The 16,869-nt window shown below is 47.5% G+C and carries 12 protein-coding genes; 2 read left to right on the forward strand and 10 right to left on the reverse strand.

The features are described 5' to 3' along the window. Window positions 1–30: 30 nt before the first annotated feature. The 7 genes from QMK20_RS00785 to QMK20_RS00815 form a co-directional block, all read right to left on the reverse strand. Entirely contained in the window at window positions 31–855 is an 825-nt protein-coding gene (locus tag QMK20_RS00785) for a carbohydrate ABC transporter permease (RefSeq protein ID WP_283654176.1), read from the reverse strand. Then, a complete protein-coding gene (locus QMK20_RS00790) occupies window positions 852–1,748 on the reverse strand; it encodes a carbohydrate ABC transporter permease (RefSeq protein ID WP_044644990.1) in 897 nt (298 codons plus the stop codon). The genes QMK20_RS00785 and QMK20_RS00790 overlap by 4 nt, the downstream gene beginning before the upstream one ends. A 102-nt stretch (window positions 1,749–1,850) precedes the next feature. Continuing rightward, window positions 1,851–3,140 (reverse strand): ABC transporter substrate-binding protein, encoded by a 1,290-nt coding sequence (locus QMK20_RS00795; protein ID WP_044644989.1) that lies wholly within the window; start codon window positions 3,138–3,140, stop codon window positions 1,851–1,853. Between the two features lie 433 nt (window positions 3,141–3,573). Continuing rightward, window positions 3,574–5,385 carry a cache domain-containing sensor histidine kinase gene (locus QMK20_RS00800; protein ID WP_283654177.1) on the reverse strand — a complete coding sequence of 604 codons (1,812 nt, stop codon included), beginning with the start codon at window positions 5,383–5,385 and terminating at the stop codon, window positions 3,574–3,576. Between the two features lie 39 nt (window positions 5,386–5,424). Beyond that, window positions 5,425–6,984: a response regulator transcription factor gene (locus tag QMK20_RS00805; RefSeq protein WP_283654178.1), complete on the reverse strand. Its 1,560-nt coding sequence runs from the start codon at window positions 6,982–6,984 to the stop codon at window positions 5,425–5,427. Between the two features lie 238 nt (window positions 6,985–7,222). Beyond that, a complete protein-coding gene (gene udk / locus QMK20_RS00810; protein WP_044644986.1) occupies window positions 7,223–7,858 on the reverse strand; it encodes a uridine kinase in 636 nt (211 codons plus the stop codon). 75 nt (window positions 7,859–7,933) lie between these two features. After that, window positions 7,934–8,455 (reverse strand): ClbS/DfsB family four-helix bundle protein, encoded by a 522-nt coding sequence (locus tag QMK20_RS00815; protein ID WP_283654179.1) that lies wholly within the window; start codon window positions 8,453–8,455, stop codon window positions 7,934–7,936. A gap of 325 nt (window positions 8,456–8,780) precedes the next feature. Between QMK20_RS00815 and QMK20_RS00820 the strand changes: the two genes are divergently transcribed. Continuing rightward, a complete protein-coding gene (locus QMK20_RS00820; protein WP_283654180.1) occupies window positions 8,781–10,874 on the forward strand; it encodes a pectate lyase family protein in 2,094 nt (697 codons plus the stop codon). A gap of 104 nt (window positions 10,875–10,978) precedes the next feature. Here the strand turns inward: QMK20_RS00820 and QMK20_RS00825 are convergent, their stop codons facing one another. The 3 genes from QMK20_RS00825 to QMK20_RS00835 form a co-directional block, all read right to left on the reverse strand. Continuing rightward, window positions 10,979–11,323: a hypothetical protein gene (locus tag QMK20_RS00825; protein ID WP_283654181.1), complete on the reverse strand. Its 345-nt coding sequence runs from the start codon at window positions 11,321–11,323 to the stop codon at window positions 10,979–10,981. Window positions 11,324–11,424: 101 nt separating this feature from the next. Continuing rightward, window positions 11,425–14,433, reverse strand: a complete 3,009-nt coding sequence (locus QMK20_RS00830) for a DEAD/DEAH box helicase (RefSeq protein WP_283654182.1) — start codon at window positions 14,431–14,433, stop codon at window positions 11,425–11,427. After that, complete coding sequence (locus QMK20_RS00835) at window positions 14,430–16,106, reverse strand: SWIM zinc finger family protein (RefSeq protein ID WP_283654183.1); 1,677 nt, start codon at window positions 16,104–16,106, stop codon at window positions 14,430–14,432. The genes QMK20_RS00830 and QMK20_RS00835 overlap by 4 nt, the downstream gene beginning before the upstream one ends. A 231-nt stretch (window positions 16,107–16,337) precedes the next feature. Between QMK20_RS00835 and QMK20_RS00840 the strand changes: the two genes are divergently transcribed. Beyond that, the gene (locus tag QMK20_RS00840; protein ID WP_283656170.1) at window positions 16,338–16,676 is read left to right on the forward strand and encodes an alpha/beta hydrolase; all 339 of its coding nucleotides are present in this window, start codon (window positions 16,338–16,340) and stop codon (window positions 16,674–16,676) included. Window positions 16,677–16,869: the final 193 nt, after the last annotated feature.

Here is a 16,869-nt window from a genome sequence, read left to right on the forward strand (position 1 = left end):
AAATGAAGGGATTTCACAACAGCGAATCCGTTATTTTACCGAGCCTACCATACCCGCTACAAAATGCTTCTGCATCAGGAAAAATACCAGTGCAGTCGGCAACGTGGACAGGACGATAGCGATCATAATCACACCATAATCTGGTGCATAGCCGGAGCCGAGGTTCGAAATCAACAACGGAATCGTTTGATTTTCCGGCGTTTGCAACACGATCAGAGGCCAGAGATAGTTATTCCAACTCGACATGAACGTGATGATAGCGGCAGCGGCATAGGTTGTTTTCATCGTAGGCATATACACCCGGAAGAACAGACCCAGCTCGGACAATCCGTCCATACGACCAGCTTCCAGCAAGTCCTTCGGAAACATCTTGGTGCTTTGACGGAAAAAGAAGATCAGAAACGCCGTAGTCACCGTCGGAATGACGACAGACGAAAGTGTATCAATACCGATCCAAGGCAGTGTATTGGAGATACTGCCGAACATCCGATAGAGCGGGATCATGATCGCCGCAAACGGAATCATCATAGACATCAGCAGGATATTGAAGACAATATCCTTGGCTTTACTTCTGTAAATTTCAAAGCCATAGCCTGCCAGAGAGGCAATCAGCATCGCCAGCAGTGTCGTGGAAATCGAGATTTTCGCCGAATTGCTCAGCGCAGTGACGATGTCCACCTTATCCATCAGATTGTGGATGTTATCCATCAGATGGGAGCCGGGCAGGAGTCTGCCCTTCGTAACATCGACCGACAGGTTCGTGGAGCTGGATAGCATCCACAGGAACGGGAAAATCGAAACGAACGACACAATGATCAGAAAGGCATACGTAAATATTCTTTTCGTTTTCATCATTTTTTCTCACCTGCCACTTTGAACTGGATGATCGACAAGATAATGATCATAATGACGATGGAGTAGGATACGGTCGCCGCATAACCAAAGTCGGATGAATACTTGAAGGACAGGTTGTAGATATATTGCGAAATAGAAGATGTCGCGTTCCCCGGTCCACCTTTGGTAATATTCATGATTTCATCAAAGAGCTGGAGTGTACCAATCGTCGATGTAATCGAGGTGAACAGGATAATCGGCTTAAGCAGTGGAACCGTAATGTTGAAAAACTGTCGAATAGGGGAAGCACCGTCAATACGGGCCGCTTCATAGATGGAGCTGTCAATATTCTGGAGACCGGACAAGTAAAAGATCATATTGTAGCCGGTCCAGCGCCATGTGATCGCAATAATAATCGTAACCTTGGCCCAGAAAGGGTCTGTAATCCATTGGATCGGCGTGCCAATCACATGTAGATTCAGCAATAAGGAGTTTACCAGACCGTCAGCCGAGAACAAATACTTGAACACAACGGAATAGGCTACCAGCGATGTAATACAAGGCAAGAAGATGGCTGTGCGGAAAAAGCCCTTGAATTTAAGATTTTTATCATTTAGCAATACCGAAATGAACAGAGCCAGAATCACCATCAATGGCACCTGGAAAATCAAATAGATAAACGTGTTCTTCACGGCGGTTATAAACATGCTATCTGTGAACAGACGCTTGTAGTTATCAATGCCGTTGAAGGTCAGATTAGACCCCGTGCCTGTCTTGAAGGACAAGATAAGCGCCTGGATCATCGGGTAGAAATAAAAGGCTGCAATCATGATCACTGCGATGGATATGAACAACCATCCTGTCATACCTGCCTTGAAACGCGATGTCGTCATTTTGGGTGTGGCTGTCTTCATAACCATATCAACTCCCTATGCAGCATTAAAACCTTGAACTCGCAAGCCCAAGGTTTTAAGTGCTTATCGTTTTATTGTTTAGCCTTGGCTAGATGGACTGTCTTATTTAAGCTGTGCTTCTGCTTGTCCTTGAGCATCTTTCAGAACTGTGTCTACATCTTTGCCGTTCAAGTAGTTTTGAATTTCAACGGTCATGATGTCCTCAATGGCATAAGTGTGCATGCCATAATTGACTTTTGGAACTTGTTTGGTCCATTCTGCGAATTTCTTGTAGACTTTGTCGCCACCGAAGTACGGATCTGTCTCGTCATAAGCTTTACCGCTGGAAGCTGCGTTTAATGAACCGACAATTCCAATTTTGCTCAGCATATCTTGATATAGATCTTGATCTGAACCGAATGTTTCTTTCAGGAAATCAGCAGCGGTATCTTGACCGTCTGTGTTCAGGACATACCAGGAGCTGCCGCCGAGGCTGGAAGCATTCACGGATTCAGGTACATTTTTCAATTTAGGGAAAGGAACAACGGCCCATTTACCCGATTGCGAAGCTTCTGCTTTGATTGAAGGCGTAATCCAGTTACCTGTTGGTACGGAAGCAACTGCACCGCTATTAAAGGCTGCCAGGAATTGACTCCAGTCGGCATTCATTTTAACAATGTTCGCATCGAACAAGGATTTGTACGTCAAGAGCGCTTCTTTCAGAGCTGTATTACCTGCCAGGTTTGGTGTTTTACCGTCTTCTTTCAGGTACCATGAACCTGCGGATTGGATCATACCACGGATCAGACCGAGGTCGTTTGGATCTTGAGTCAGCATATCTTTACCTGTTTTTTGTTTTACGGCTTTACCGATTTCAATGAATTTGTCCCAATCAATGTTGGTCAGGTCAGCTACTTTGTAGCCAGCTTGTTCCAAATAATCCGTTCTTACATACAGACCCATAACACCGGAGTCGAATGGAACACCGTATTGCTTGCCGTTGTAGCTGGTCGGTCCAATTTTATAATCGGCGAAGTCGGATGCTTTGATCGAGTTGCTCATATCATGGAAGGAATCAGGATAGGCTTGCAGGAAGTTTTGTGCCCGGTAATCCTCAATCAGAACCACGTTAGGCAATCCTTTGGTAGAACCGGAGTTAAGACCGGCATTCATTTTTTGCACGATATCATTTTGAGCATATTCAACAATGTTTACGTTTACATCAGGATGTTTGGCGACGTAACGATCTTTCGCCAGCTTTAGGGCCGCGATATTGAAGTTCGGGTCCCAAGCCCAGACCGTGATTTCTTTCTTACCGGAATCCGTCGTGGTCGCGGCTTTCTCGGAATTGCTGGAACATGCAGATAGCAGGATCAAGCTTGCGATCAGCAGAAGGAAAGTCATTTTTTTCATTTCGTTCAACCCCTACTCTTTTTTTATAATCATTTAAAACTTATTGAAAGCGGTTACCTTGTTTATGAATCTAGTTTATCATCCTTGCTTTGCTGGCAGTTAGGAATATCTTTATACGGATTTGTCTTATTATTATGATTTGTCAAAAAAGGTACCGCTTACATTTGTGCTTTTTTTAGATTCAGGTAATTTTTTTAGATTGAGCTAAAGACGAAAAAAGTGGAACAAGAACGAAGTGGGCGGAATGGTGCTGTACAAGCGCTAGCGGTCGCCTTAAAAGCTTTCCATAGGAAAGCTAGCTTCGGAAGCATCACCTACCCGAATTTCAACCTTTATAAATTGAATAAAGAAATCTGGGTACAACAGCGATGGGAAGCACCATCCGACCGCGTAGTGGCGCTTCGTGTATCTTTAGTTCGGTTTATATTTTTTATTAGTTAGGAGAGGCGGGTTTTACGATCAATGGCAGTGTCATTTTCACTTTGGTGCCTTCGCCTTTTTTGCTGGAGATGGTCACGCCATACTCTTCTCCATAAAGAAGGGTAATGCGGTTGTGTACATTCTGGATGCCGATACCAGTGAACAGTTGGCGCTTGCTTTTAGGATTGGGCAGTCCGTCCTTTGCCGTATGCCCGTCCAAATCCATACCGTCTCCGTCATCGACCACCTCGCAGATTAATGTATCGTCCGTTTTGGACACCAGTATATAGATGTGACCCGCGGTTTTCTCATTAAATGCATGGAAAAACGAGTTCTCGATAAAAGGCTGAATAATCAGCTTGGGCACATGGTACTCCAGACAATCCGGCGATACAAAATAATTCACCTGTACCCGCTGACCGTAGCGAACATGGTTAATGAACACATAATTTTGCATGTTGGCCATTTCCTGCTCGATGGTGATCGTTTCGCTCACATTGCTGATTGTATTTTGCAGTAGGGAAATGAGCGCATTGATCGTCTCAGCGGCGGTCTCCTTGTTTCCTTTGAGCACCAGCATTTTGATCGAAGCCAGTGTATTGTACAGAAAATGCGGATTGATCTGCCGTTGCAGTGCAGCCAGCTCTGCATTCCGTTGTCCTTTTTGCGTCTCCAGCAGCTTACGAATATAGTCATTCAGTTCATCCAGCATGTAATTGTAGGCATGACTCAACTGCCTGACCTCATAGCTGCCCGTTACCGGGAGATAGTTATCAAAATTTTTCTCGCGGACAGTCGACATTTGCTTAACCAGCCGAGTCAAAGAACGAATCAAACGCCGGGAAATCAGAAAAACGATCAACAAAGCAATCAGCACGATGCCAATGCAGATCAATACAACAGATTTAACGTCAATAATTTGTCCGATTGCGGTTTGCCTGTCAATCATGTTAACCAGGTAAAAATCATACGAAGGAATATAGTTGGAAAGGAGGATACTTTCCTTGTTCATCACGTTCGCATTAATGTAATTTAGTCCTTGCTCATTGATTTTTGTCGCATAGCCCAGCAGCTCACGGGAGTGTTGTCCGATCAAGTCCTGACGGTTGCTCGACACAATGAGTCCCGATTTGTCCAAAATAAGTACATCATTGCCGTTGCTTGTGAAGTTGTTATAGAAGCGGCGGAATTCGGGCTCGCGAATGGCAATGTAGATCATGCCATACAACGTACCGCTAGTTCGCTCCATGAATGCCCTGGAGGCGATAATATAGGGTGTGGGTTTCTGTCCGGTATTATTCATTTGCTGACGAAGTAGATCCGTATCCAGCTGATACATGAGCCGTGTCGGCTGTGCCGCGCTTCGGGCTGTAATCAAATTGTTCCTGAGCTCCTCTGCAGTTACCGGCCAGTAGGACGAGTCGGAATAGAAGCTTCGGCCGTTCATGCCCGTGATGGCGACACTGACATCATAGGCGTCGACATTTGATTTAATCTGCTTCATCTGCTGTGCCATACCGAAGTAGATGCGTGCCGAGTTAATGGAATCGGATTGACCGCCTGTCAGATAGTTTTTGACCGTCCCGTTTTCCGAGGCATGGGTTACGGCATTCACAATTGAGTCATTGAAGGACTCAAAGCTGGACTGAATTTGGCTGAGTACCTTGGCATTCGTAATACTGAATGTCTCGGCAAAGAGTCGTTCAGACATTCGAATCGTCACCAAAGAGGTCAGCAAGGACACCGCGGTGATGCTGACCACCATAACGACAAATATTTTAAAGAACAGACCTTGATATTTGATTTTATGCATATACCTTTTCATATTCAATCTCTTTTCTGCTGGCAGATATGCGTTTGCTCTCTAATGGAGATGCTCCCGGCGGTATTGACTGGGGGAGTAACCCGTCACCTTTTTGAACACTTTGGTAAAATAGCTGGGGTCCGAATAGCCGACGGTGCTGCTAATATCCGAAATGGACATCGTACCCGACCGCAGCAGCTCCGCAGCTTTTTCAACCCGAATTTTGTTCAAATACTCGCTGAAGCCCTCTGTATGATGTGCTGTAAAATAGCTCGACAAATAGGAGGGATTAAAATGAAAATATTGACCGAGTGTCGTCAAATTGAGCGTCTCAGCGTGATGCTCCTCGATATATTCCAGCAGCTTCTTCATGCTCGCACTGCTTCCTTGCTGCGTTTTAGCCAAAATCTGCATGTTCGCTTCATCTAAAAAGGTCTCCAGCAATCGCACAGCTTCATGTACATGAGGTGCATCATTTATGGCTTTGAAATAGGAGTATTTTGCCGCATCCAGCTCTTTCATATCATACCCCTGATTCCCGAGCAAAGTCGTAATGTTAAACACGATGTTTCCGAGAAGAGATTTGAATTCAAAAGCGGTGGAGGTATAGTTGCGGGACATGGCAGCTACATAAGACCTTAAGTCCTGAAAGGCTGTATCAAAATGCTCGCGCTTCATCTCTTCTGTGAACTGCTTTAAGTTAAACGAGCTGTTTACCTGAACAGGCTTGGGAAGTTCGTCTTCCATCAGGAGCGCAGTTCCCGGGAAGTAAAAGCGATAGCTGAGCAGTTTTGGCAGTTCATCCTGATAGACCTCGCTAATCTGATTAAAATCATCAAATAGACGGCTAACCGCCCAGCCCGTCTGTGGCTCGACTTGCTTCGTCTCCTGAGCTACTTCCCTGATTGCAGGCATCCAGGAGTGTAATTCACGCGGCTCAAGATTGGCTAAAAAAACAGCCGCATTTGCATCAGACGGCAGTCGCCGCAACACGATTTGTTCACAGGCAGATGTCACTCGATCAGTGAGCCTGGAAAATAGGTCCGAGGCAGGGTGGGACTGGCCTTTCCCCTGTGGTTCCGCCTGTTCCACGCCTATGAGTGCAAAACGGGCATACGGAAAATCCTGTTTCAGCAGTTCCATATCGTAGTCGATGCTATAGCCGGAAATGAGCTTTTCTATCACATGATCCATCGTAATTTGATTATCCCCGGCATCTGCTTGATACTGAATAGACGGAATTTTGCGGGCCGTTCTCTGGAGCACTTGCAGCAGCTCATCCGTGTCCAGCTTGGGCTTCAAAATATAGTCAGCAACACCTTGCTGGAAGGTGGATCGCACGTAATTAAACTCGCCGTAGCTACTGAGCACAATGACCTCAATATCAGGATAGTTCTGTCTGACAATGCGCGTCAGTTCCTCGCCATCCATGATAGGCATCACGATATCCGTAATGACAATATGCGGGCGCAAAGTTTCAATCAGCTCTAACGCTTCTTTTCCATTAGAAGCCTCGCCTACAATGCGAAATCCATACTGTTCCCACGATAAATGATGCTTGATCCCTTGCCGTACCAATATCTCATCATCTACAATCAAAATATTGCATAGCTCTTTCATGGCAGCACTCTCCGTAATTATACCTATTCAAAAAAAGACCTCCATTAAAGCGGACGTCACATCATTTGAGGCACATAATTGATAACGCTTCCAAATTGGCTCGAATATAAAGTATCCAATCTTTACATGCTAACATAAATCGGATGGGAATCCAAAAATAAATTAGTTCAAATGGCATATAAAACGACAAAAAAGGCCATCGAGAAGATCTCGACAGCCTGAACAAACCGGGATTACCCTAAACCGTACCCCATGTCCGATCTCCTGCCAAATATTTTTCAGTCAAAATAGACAGCAGTTGAATGCCAACCTCATTGTGGCCTCCCTCAGGAAGGATCAGGTCCGCGTATTTCTTGGAGGGCTCAATAAATGCTTCGTGCATAGGCTTGACCGTACTCAAATAGTGATCGTGGATCGACTGAATGGTGCGGCCGCGCTCCTCAATATCCCGAAGTACCCGGCGAAGAATACGCACATCCGGATCCGTGTCGACAAATACCTTGATGTCGAGCAGTTGACGAAGCTTTTCGTCAGACAGCACGTGCAGACCCTCCAACATAACAATATGATTCGGCAGAAGCTCTACCGTCTCGTCTGTAGAACGCGCATGAACCGTGAAGTCATACACTGGCGCGTGGGTCGCTTGTCCTTCTTTCAGACAATGAAGATGCTCAATAAGCAATTCATTGTCAAAGGCAAACGGATGATCATAATTGACCAAAGCACGATCATCATAACTCAGATGTGAATGGTCTTTATAGTAGTTATCCTGAGATATGAAAGTCACTTTGTTTGATCCCAGACGTTCAACGACAGCGCGTGCTACCGTTGATTTACCGGAACCCGTACCGCCGGCAATACCAATAATAAGCATGGCGTTTCACTTACCCTTCCCTGAATATATCCCGATACAACTCAAGTATTGTAGCACAACATGCACTTTTTTTCATCAATGCAGAGCATTGTATTTCTTCCATTTTCGTATCTTGGCTCTGAATGTTTTAAACGGTGCCACTGAGTTGATGTGAATCCATCTAGCCATGGGCCACTTCGGATTACTGCCTGTCCACTTGTGAACGCCCTGCGTAAAGAGTTCTTCATGACTTAGCGTGTCAATCCAATCCAGCCACTTTTGCTCTGTCAGCTTGAATAGTTGGCGTAATTCACGTAAAGAGTGGTGGGTGTAGGTTTTGTAAAAGGATTGGTAAAGCTCGCCTAGCCTATTCCATTTATAATTTGGTGCAGGCATGATGACGGGTTTTCCTTCCTTTTCGCCCTTGTCCCATGACATGACAAGATGAAGCCATCCAAGCTGGTAGGCAATGATTTCTGCGGGTGTTTTGTCTACTTCGGAGATACGGATATCCTTTTGGTTCTCGTCAACCTCCTTGTATTCACTGTCTAACAGTAAGTAGGAGGCATGAATCGCTTCTTTTAACTCGGCTTTGGAAGCATAGTGATAGCTGGGCATCTAATCACTCCTATAGGTTCTTTTCATTATGTCGACCTCTTTAAATGTATCACTTTAAACATGACAACCTTATGCCTTATTCAAAAAAAGGTTTTTTGTGGTTTTATGAAAGGGTATTTGGTATATTCACGAAAAAGGATGCAAAATTAATAGAGAATTTAAACCAAAAGATAAGTAATTCGACATATTTTAATATTATTTTATAAGTCTATAATTATTAGTGTATTGCGCTAGCATATATTGTTTGGAAAGGCCGTGTGGCACAAACAGCTATACAGTTATGTTGGTTGGTTCTTATCAATTTATCTAAAAAGGAGACTGTTACATGAAGTCGAGTTTGTTGAAAAAATGTGCAAGTGTAATGTTGAGCAGTACGATGGTTCTGTCTTTATCGTTACCGTTACTAGGTCATGCGCATGCGGATGGGAATTTACAGGTAAGTGATGATTTTGAACAAGGGGAAGCTCAAGGCTGGACAGCAGGTTCAGGGAACTGGTCTGTTGTCGCGGACGGGAATGGCTCTACATACCAGCAATCTAGTCGAAGCGAAAGCCATTCTGTTAAAGGTAATGCATCATGGACGAACTATAGCGTACAAGCGGATGTATATGTAGATGATTTTAATGGCTCCAATCGGGTATATGTTGCAGGCAGATACACAGATTCCAACAACTTTTATGCTGCATCCTTGTACAACAAGAAGGGTGGAGCACTTGAAATTCGCAAAAAGGTAAACGGTTCTATGAAGACACTGGCTACCAATAACAAATACAAACTGGACACCAATACCTGGTACAAAGTGAAGCTGGAGCTGTCCGGTTCGGAGATTAAGATGTATGTCAATGATCAGCTGGAGCTGACCGCAACAGATTCCAGCCTTGCTTCCGGAGCTATTGGTTTGGTAACCTCCAAGGCGGTTGCCCAGTTCGATAATGTTATCGTATCTGGCGCTTCAACTGAAGCAGATCCAGGTACAACACCTGTGAATCCAACACCAGGTACAGATAAACCAACTCCTGGGGTAGATAAAAACGCAACCTCAAATATTAACTATAATCTGGCCGGTTTCTCCTATGGTAATACAGGTGGCGGGGAAATTAAGGAAACCGATGCCAATTACAAAAAGGTTTACAACGCTGTAGATCTCAACGAGGCACTTAAAAAAGGTACTAAAGTCAAAGTTATTGAGATCATGAATGATCTTGATTTGGGATGGAACGAAATGCCTGATGCTGCGAAGGTCATGCCTTTTAGTGCAAACAACCCTGTGCTGACAAATCCTGTTTTGAAGAAAACAGGTGTGAGCAAAATCTATATAGAAAACTTGAATGGAATCACGATTTTCTCGGCAAATGGCGCTAAAATCAAACATGCTGGCTTTGTTATCAAAAGAAGCTCTAATTTGATTTTCCGTAACCTCGAATTTGACGAACTTTGGGAGTGGGATGAAGCAACCAAAGGGAACTATGACAAGAATGACTGGGATTATATCACGGTTGAAGGCCAAAGCTCCAAAGTATGGATTGACCATTGTACATTCAACAAAGCATATGATGGCTTGGTAGATGTGAAAAAAGGCAGTAACGGAGTTACCATTTCCTGGTCCTTGTTCAAAGGAGATGACCGCAGCTCCAATAGCTGGGTAACTCAACAAATTAACGCTATGGAAGCAGACAAAGCTTCCTACCCTATGTATGCTTATCTGAGAAGCAGTGCAGTAGGCTTGAGTAAAGAAGATATCATTGATATCGCAGCAGGACAAAAGAAAGCGCATCTGATCGGTGCTACTGAGATGGCCGCTGATAATGCAGATTTGGCAGTAACATTGCACCATAACTACTACAAGGATATTCAAGACCGTATGCCGCGTTTGCGTGCTGGTAATGCCCATGCCTATAACATCGTTATGGACGATGCCGGATTGGCTAGAGCCAAGAACAGAATTACATCCGACATGGCTAAAGCGATTGCTGCCAAAGGATACCATTTTGACGTCGTAGGTAATGGTGCGATTTCAACTGAAAATGGCGCGGTATTACTTGAAAAATCATATTTAATTGATGTATTTTCTCCAGTTCGTAATAATCAAAAAGACCCTAAAAAAGATGACTACACAGGTAAGATCAAAGCAGAAGATGTTATCTTCTCTGACAACGGTAAAGTATTCAGAGGGGGCAGCGAAGATGCAAATAGCCCGTTAGCCCCTTATCCTGTAAAAGGTAAGAACTTCTCCTGGAATGGATTCACAACGTTGCCTTACAGCTACACAGCCGAAGATCCTGAGAACCTGGTTGCTCAATTGCAAGCTAAGGACGGAGCAGGTGCAGGCAAGCTGAACTGGTCGAGTGAAAACTGGCTTAAAACAGCATACAAAGCAGTCGCTTCGAAAGCTACAGAAACGGTGGAAGATTCCGAATAAATATATTGGAAAATAGCTTTGGAATAAGAAGCAGCCAGGACAGATGTACTCTGTTCCTGGCTGCTTCTTTTCGTATACATTTTCAGACTGCGTTCGGCAAGCACTTAACCGATAACGACATACGAGGACACACCAGCAGGTACCGATCTGACCCGGAACAGCGTTCCGTCGTCTCTAAAGGTACGTAGAATATAAGGCTGGTTCGTAGGTGTACGCACATTGTTGAATCGGACTGTGCCGAAACTGTCGAAATTGGCAGCTTGCACAAAGCTTTCATCTGTACGGCGGAGGACTGCAAAAAATCCCGTTGTAATAAAAGGTACTCCATCATTACGAGCCCAAATGACCGTAAACCGGCTAAAGGTTTGCGTAGGACTCACATTACGATATTTCGTAACAGGAACCTTTCTGCCCGTAGACTTTAAGGTTTGAGGAGGACGAATGGCCATTACCTATCAACTCCTTTGTTGTGATGTGATAGTAGATGCACACAAAGGAGTTTCGAACCGTGCGATAAACTACTTCTTCAAAAATAGGTTTATAGACCTCATCACGCCCAGTCGCGACGTAGTGTAAAGAGTTCTTTTAATGCGTCTGTCGACAGCTCGGTAATCCAGCCCTCGGTGCTGGAAATGATTTGGTCGCTAAGCTGCTGCTTGCTCTCCAGCATTTCGTCAATACGTTCCTCCAGCGTGCCCAGCGAGATGAACTTGTGCACCTGTACGTCCTTCGTTTGTCCCATCCGGTAGGCGCGGTCTGTGGCCTGATTTTCAACAGCCGGATTCCACCAGCGGTCGAAGTGAAAGACGTGGTTGGCAGCTGTCAGATTCAGACCCACGCCCCCGGCCTTGAGCGACAAAATAAATACGGACGGCTGCTCGTCTGACGGCAGTGTGTGAGCTTGGAACTGATCAATCATCCGGTCACGGGCGGTTTTGGACGTGCTACCGTTGAGGTAGAGCACCGGCTCTTGCAGCTCTTGAGCGAGCACCTGCTGGAGCATACGTCCCATGCCAATATACTGTGTGAAAATAAGGCAGCGCTCGCCTTCCTCCCGCAGCTCCTTGACCATGGCCAAAATACGCTCCAGCTTGGATGAACGGCTGATAACTGCTTCGAAATCGGGCTGACTATAGCCGGAAGCCGTGGCATCCGGGGCTGCCTCCTTGGTTAAGAGCGCAGGATGATCGCAAAGCTGCTTCAACTGGGTAAGGGCAGATAATATAGCACCTTTTCGCTCAATCCCCTCCAGCTTGTGCATCCGTTCCATGAGCTCTTTAACAATTTGGTCATAGAGCGCTCCCTGCTCGGAGGTGAGGTGAATATACGTTTTCATCTCATTTTTCTCGGGCAAATCAAGCTGTATAGCCGGGTCTTTCTTCTTGCGTCGCAGCATGAAGGGCTGAACTAGTTTTTGCAGGTCTATCGTTCGTTGTTCGTTATGTTCCTTCTCGATAGCATTGATGAACCGATTGCTGAAGGAGCGTGCGCTGCCCAGATAACCGGGATTGATAAAATCATAAATCGACCATAGCTCGGACAGCCGATTTTCAATAGGCGTCCCGGTTAGCGCTATACGATGCCGGGCAGGGAAGCTGCGGACGGCACTGGATTGCTTGGTTTGCGCATTTTTAATGTTCTGCGCTTCATCCAGGCAAACCGAGTCCCAGGTTATGCTTTGCAGCTGCTCTTGATCAAGGGTCGCTGTTGCAAAGGAGGTCAGGATGACATCGGCTTGCTCGACTTCTTCGCGGAACAAGTCTCCCTGATCCCGCTTGCTTCCATAGTGGAGCATGACCTTCAATGAAGGGGCGAATCGGCTAAGTTCCTTCTGCCAGTTGCCCAGTACCGAAGTTGGACAAATCAGCAGCGAGCTGGAGCGGACGCTCGTCTCTGCTGCGATGTCCTGTAGATGTAGCAAATAGGCAATAAACTGCACCGTTTTGCCAAGCCCCATATCGTCGGCAAGGCAGGCGCCCAGTCCAAAGCGCCGTAAAAAGGCAAGCCACGCGTATCCGTCCCGCTGATACGTCCGCAGCTCGGCTTGCAGTCCATCCGGCACCTCCAGTGCGGGCCATTCCGACTGTCGCCCAAGCTGGCTGATCAGCTTCAGCAGATGCCCGTTCAGCTCGACCTCCAGCCGGAAGCGTGCCGCATCCTCCGGCTGTTCTCCCGTAGCGTCGCTCTCCGCCTCATCAGCGTTGCCGAGCAGGTGTAGCTGCAGGATGCCCTGAAACGACAATCCCTGAGTGCTGTCGATCCCGGCCATGGCCCGACGGATTTGCGCCAGCAGCGCGGGATCGAGTGCGATCCATTGCCCGCGGAAGCGCACCAGCCGCTCGTTGCGGGCCACCAGCTCGGCGAACTCGGACTCGCTCAGATCGGCATCGCCAATGGCAACACGCCAATCGAACTGGACAATCGAGTCCAGTCCGAACAGCGAGCCGCCCTTCGCTCGCTCGCTCCCGCCTTCGCCAGGGCGGACCTTGGCCCGCAGCTTCGGCTTCTTGCGGGTGGCTGCTTCCCACCAAGCGGGCAGCAGTACCTGCCAACCGCCTTCCAGCAAGCGATGGCTGTCGGTCGTCAGGAATTGCCACGCCGCCTCGTCGGAGAGCGGGCGATCCAGCACGTCATCGCGGCTTCCGGTCCGCTGCCCGGCGGGCAAAATCGCGGTCAAGCGCTCCAGCCATCCGGCTGAGCGCTCACGCACATGGGCTGTCCACGCATCGGGCCACGGGCCGGATGCGTATCCATCGTCGGCTAGCCGTACAGGCACCAGCAGTGCCGGGTCCTGCTTGTCCTGCAACACAAGCTTGAGCTGCCACGACGGATCGTCGTCCTCCAGCTCTGGCTCCAGCAGTTGCAGGAGCGGGCGGAAGGGCGCGGTATCGGCCTTCCAGCCGATAGCGATAAGCCATGCCCGCGCGTCCAGACCAGCCGCGGCCGGGCGGTTTTGGGCGAAGAGAATTGGATATTCTCTTCGCAAATCGGCGGCTTCCGCTTCGGTGCCGTACCAGCGTTGAAACACGGTGGCCGAGAACGCCGCAGCCAGCCCTTCGCGCTCGTCCTTCTCCAGGCTGTCAAGCAGAGCAAGCTCTGCCGGTTTGGTGCTTTCCAGCGTTTTCCCCGATTCTAACGCCTCTCGCGCCTCCGCCGCCTCCAGTGCTTCCGTATCCCAAATCCATTGCAGCTTCCCTGTCTGAAATGCTGTGAAGCTGGGCACGTAGGCTTTCGCTTCAATGCAATGGGCAAGTAGAGGGATCAATCGAAGCCACGGGGCATTGTCCTCGTCCCAGATCCATTCGATATGCTCCAGCCATTTGCGCTCCGTCAGAAAGGGAATCACCTGCTCCGAGGGGAGGAGGATAATATCCGTGTCCTGAACGTGCTGAATCTCCAGCTCGGTGCCATAGAAAGAAGCCTCATGCCAAGCAAATAAACGCTGCTTCAGGATTTGGCCGGAAATGCTGTAGTTCATAGACGAATCGCCATAAATAAGCGCGTCTCCATAGGTGGTTAACTGGATGTGTACCGTAATCGTCTCCGTATATTGGCTCATGATAACAATTTCCCTTTCCGCAATTCCTCCTGTAGCGCCCGCAGGCGGCTATGGCGGCTGGTGAAGGTCGCGAAGAACAGCTCCCAGCGCGGCTCTTGCTTCATTTTTTTGTATAGCTTGAACAGCCGCTTCAACAGCTTGACCGCCGCTTTGTAGCTGGATCTGTTTTTTTCCAGCACATATCGTTCCACCGCCTGATGGTAGAAGGGCAGCAGCAGCTCCGGTGCGTTCTTTTCAATGGGCTGCAACACGCTCACCCGAAAACTCAAAGGCTCGCTGCGTATACTTAACTGGTAGTCGATCCATTGCCGCCATTTGTCGTGGGCAAGCAGTGCTTCTTCATACATTCCCCCGGCAAAAGGAAGCATTCCGACCAGTGTATCCCACATTTCCTGTTCTGCTTCTGGAAGATGCTGCAAAACCGTATCCCAATCGTTCATATAATCGTGCAAATGATCGTCCCGATGGCTGTGGAGCAAGGGGCCGATATGCCGTAGTCCGTCCTTGAGGCGCGACCATTCCTCGGCTTCACGTAAGGCATGTAAGAACAAAAGCAGTTGACTGGAAGAGATTTTTAGCGGAAAAGCCTTTTCGGCCTTCTCAAGCAGTGACCAGGCTTGATCATCCTGAGACTGGTAAAAATACATCCAGCTTTGGGCCAGCATCCAGGGAAGCCGGGCCAAAGCTGTACCAAGCTCATCCTCAGCCGCCCGTAAATGCTGTAATTCCTCCGCATATATGCTGGAAGTGGAATCTTTCTGTTTGGGACGCATCCAATTTAGCCAAAATCGGTAGTACGCGTCTGAAAAATAAGTGCCGTTACGCGATTCTGCCAGCATTTTTCGGCGTAAATAGGCCAAGGTCTCTGCCATGCGTGCTTCTTGCATCGGTTCATTGGTTAGGGCAGGTGTTAGGACAAGCTGGCTCTCAAAATCACGCTCGATAGCTTCTTTAAGCTCATCGGCGGCGATTTGCGTGTAATATCCCATATAGGAATGGGTGGGATAGCCTGGCATAGGTGACTGAGGCACCAGCTTTTCCAGCACACGCAGATGAGCGTGCAATTCATACAACTGTTCCATGCCGGGTGAAAGCGGCGGCTTCACAGCATATATTGAGGCCAGCGCGCTTTGTGCATATTGGGAATTTTGCGTATTCATGTGGATAAGGGCGATGCACTGATCGAACAAGTCATGCCATTCCGAGATGGGCAAATTCAGTATGCGGCTTGCTGTTTTGCTGAGCGTGTTTCTGGCAGCCTGCTTGCGATCCGGTGAAGGAGTGGACCGGGAAGCAGGCGCGGTGGTGCGCGCGTCAGATTTGGTGGCCAACCGGGTGAAGCCCGCTGAATGGGCGTTCACCAACGCATGTACGGAACGCTCCTGCACATTCGCATAATTCAGCAGTACGGCGATCATGTGCTTGCAGTTCTTATGAACTGGACATGTACATCGGCTGGCAGCAAAAGCGCTCAAGTGCAGATCCACCTCGTAAAGATCGCTTCCATCTACGACAGCCGCGATATGGTCGGCGTCAGGCAATGTAAATTCTTTTACCTTTCCTTGCTTGAAATATTGAAAGCCGCGTTTAATCGTCACGTCATTAAAATGGTCAGCCACGTTCTGGATAAGCTGCTGCCACTGTATATCATCCATAAGATAGGTTGGTTTCATATGCATTAGTCTCCTAAGAGAGAATAGTCAATCTGATGACAGCTTAACACTTCCATTATATCAGTTCATGAACGAGTATTTGTATTAATCCAGAGAGCGGTTTTTATTCGGCAATATAATAGATCGGAATGATTCTGTCCGTCTATATATTGTACCTGCGAGCGAATGGAAACGAATAATGTAAAATGCTGGGACGTAAATTGAGGTGGAGGGAGCAGATGGAAAGTGTCCATGTTTACACTGCACGGTAAAGGCTCCAATGAACAAGACATGTACGGAGTTACGCTGGGTAACCAATTGAAGGGAATCGTGGCGTTGAACGGCTATGTGCCTGACTTTGTGAAAACGGAATACGCGCTGCAAAGCACGGAGGACGTATCCGTATTTATTTCCTACGGCGGATACGATTCCGTATTTCCAATGAAGATCGGTCATGAGACCGCAGCGTATTTCCAGACCCGGACATCTCACTGCACGTTCAAAACGTACCCGACAGACCACGGTGTCTCACCCGACAACCAACGGGACGTGCTCCAGTGGCTGCGTGAGGATGCGGGAATCTCGTATTGATGGCAGTACGTATGTATAGTAATATAATTTCAGAGGGTGTAGTAAGCACTCCGGAAAGGAGAACCTAAGACGATGGGGACCGCGATTGTACTTCTACTCACGGCACTGGTTAATCTCGCAGCCGCTTGGATGAACTTCCAAACAGCCAAGAAAAATAACCGCCGGGTAAAGTAAAAAGCCCCTTACGCTGCAA

Source organism: Paenibacillus sp. RC334 (assembly GCF_030034735.1).
Lineage (GTDB): Bacteria > Bacillota > Bacilli > Paenibacillales > Paenibacillaceae > Paenibacillus > Paenibacillus terrae_A.